At 73.6% G+C, this 2153-nt stretch carries 2 protein-coding genes; both read left to right on the top strand.

The annotated features are described in order from the left end of the window. Positions 1–322 precede the first annotated feature (322 nt). Positions 323–1201: a dihydrodipicolinate synthase family protein gene (locus tag ABZ260_RS50350; RefSeq protein ID WP_355632886.1), complete on the top strand. Its 879-nt coding sequence runs from the start codon at positions 323–325 to the stop codon at positions 1199–1201. After that, on the top strand, positions 1198–1998 hold the full coding sequence (locus ABZ260_RS50345) for an SDR family oxidoreductase (protein WP_355632883.1): 801 nt from the start codon (positions 1198–1200) through the stop codon (positions 1996–1998). The genes ABZ260_RS50350 and ABZ260_RS50345 overlap by 4 nt, the downstream gene beginning before the upstream one ends. The last annotated feature ends 155 nt before the right edge of the window (positions 1999–2153 follow it).

Below are 2153 nucleotides of genomic sequence, written 5' to 3'. Positions count from 1 at the left end.
ATCATACGCCCACCACCTAGATATCCTCGAACAAAACAACCCTCTTACCCTACCCGACGCTATACCGATCTCCCCGTTCCCGCGGGTCCCGGGCTCGGCGTCGAGGTCGACCTCGACGCCGTGCTCGCGCTGACCGGCTAGTGCGGCGGCCGGTCACGACGGATGGCGGCCCGGTTTCCTCGCGCCCCATCGCGACGCGGGCTTCCGGGAACCGGCGAATGCCGGAGGCGATCAGCCACGGCTCCCGCTCCACCCCTGTGCGTCGACGGGCCCGCCGCCGAGGCTCACGTCCCACACCCGTTTTTCTGCCAGGAGGCATGAATTGGTTCTCTCCGGATTGGTCCCCATCCTCGCCACGCCGTTCACCGACCGGGGTGAGCTCGACCTGCCGAGCCTGCGGCGGCTGACCGAATGGCAGCTGGCCTCCGGCGCGGATGGCGTCGCGGTGTTCGGCATGGCGAGCGAGGGGTTCGCGCTGACCACCCGGGACCGGGCGCGGATTCTCGCGGAGGTCCGCGAGGTGGTGGACGGTGCCGTGCCCGTGGTCGCGGGGATCGCCTCGACCAGCACGGCCACCGCCGTCGAGCAGTCCCTCGCCACCGTCGAGGGCGGTGCCGACGCCCTCATGCTCCTGCCCCCGTACCTGGTCAAGCCCTCCGGCGCCCAGCTCGTCGACTTCTACGGCGAGGTCGCGGAGCGGGCCGGGGTCGACGTCATGGTGCAGGACGCGCCCGGAGCGACCGGGGTCGCCATGCCCGAGTCCCTCATCGTCGAGCTGAGCAAGCTCGACGGTGTCACCTCGGTGAAGGTGGAGGCGCCGCCCACCGCGCCCAAGGTCGGGGCCGTGGTCGACGGCGTGGCCGAGGACTTCGCCGTGTTCGGCGGTCAGAACGCGCTCTTCTGCCTGGAGGAGTACGACCGCGGAGCCGTCGGCACCATGCCTGCCTGCGAGTTCACCGACCTGCTCGCCCCAGTGCTCGCCTGTTGGAGCGCCGGGCGCCGCACCGACGCCCTCGCCGCCTTCGCCCGCCTGCTCCCGCTGATCCGCTTCGGCATGCAGCCGGGCCTCGCCTGGGCGGTGCACAAGGAGGTCCTCGTACGCCGGGGCCTCATCGCCTCGGCCGCGGTCCGCTCCCCGGCCCGTCCCCTTGACCAGGGCAGCCGAGTCTTCCTCGACGACGCCGTACGGGGTCTGTGGTGAGCGGCGGGCGTGACGCTCCCGGCGGCGGAGGTACTGCCGGACGGCGAGAAGGCGAGCGGGCAGGGGAGGGGGAGGGCAGGAGGGCCGGGCGGGCCGTGCTGCTGGCCGGGGGGAACTCGCCGATCGGGCTGGCCGTGGCGGCGGCGTTCGCCGGGCGCGGCGACCGCGTCGCCGGGATCGGCCTGCGACCCTGCGACGACCCCGTCTACCGGGCGTTCCTGGTTCGCGACTGCGCCCGTCCCGAGGAGGCCAGGGCGGCCGTCGCCGAGGCGGCCGGGTTGCTGGGCGGGCTGGACGTGCTGGTGGCGGCGACGGCTGCGATGCCGGTCGCCCCGGTGACGGCCACCACCGACGAGCAGTGGCGCACCGCGATCGGCGCGACCCTGGACGCGGCCTTCCATTTGTGCAGGGAGAGCCTCCCGCTGATGGCTCCCGGCGGCGCCGTCGTGGCGATCGGCTCCGTCAACTCCTTCCTCGCCGCCCCCGGTGTGCCCGCCTACGCCGCCGCCAAGGGCGGCCTGGACGCGCTGATGCGTCAGATCGCTCTGGAGTACGGTCCGGCGGGCATCCGCGCCAACACCGTCGCCCCGGGCATGATCGGTGGCGAGCATCTGGAGAACGCGGCCGAGGGCTACCCGCTGGGGCGCACCGGAACTCCCGCCGACGTCGCCGAGGCGGTGGTGTTCCTGGCCGGGGCCGCCTTCGTGACCGGGGCCGTGCTCCCCGTCGACGGCGGTCTGTCCATCGCCTCGCCCGCGGCCTACCTCCGCCCCGACCTGCGCGCGAGGTTCCTTTGATCGACGTCGTGGGCGTCGGTGAGGCCATGGTGCTGATGCAGGCGGGCGACCTGGGCGCCGACGACCGGTTCGAGGCGCACGTGGCCGGCGCGGAGCTCAACGTCTGCGCGGCCGTGGCCAGGCTCGGCCTGGCCACGGGCTTCGCCTCCCGGGTC

Source organism: Streptosporangium sp. NPDC006013 (assembly GCF_040614275.1).
GTDB lineage: Bacteria > Actinomycetota > Actinomycetes > Streptosporangiales > Streptosporangiaceae > Streptosporangium.
This window is presented reverse-complemented; position numbering and strand designations above follow the sequence as displayed.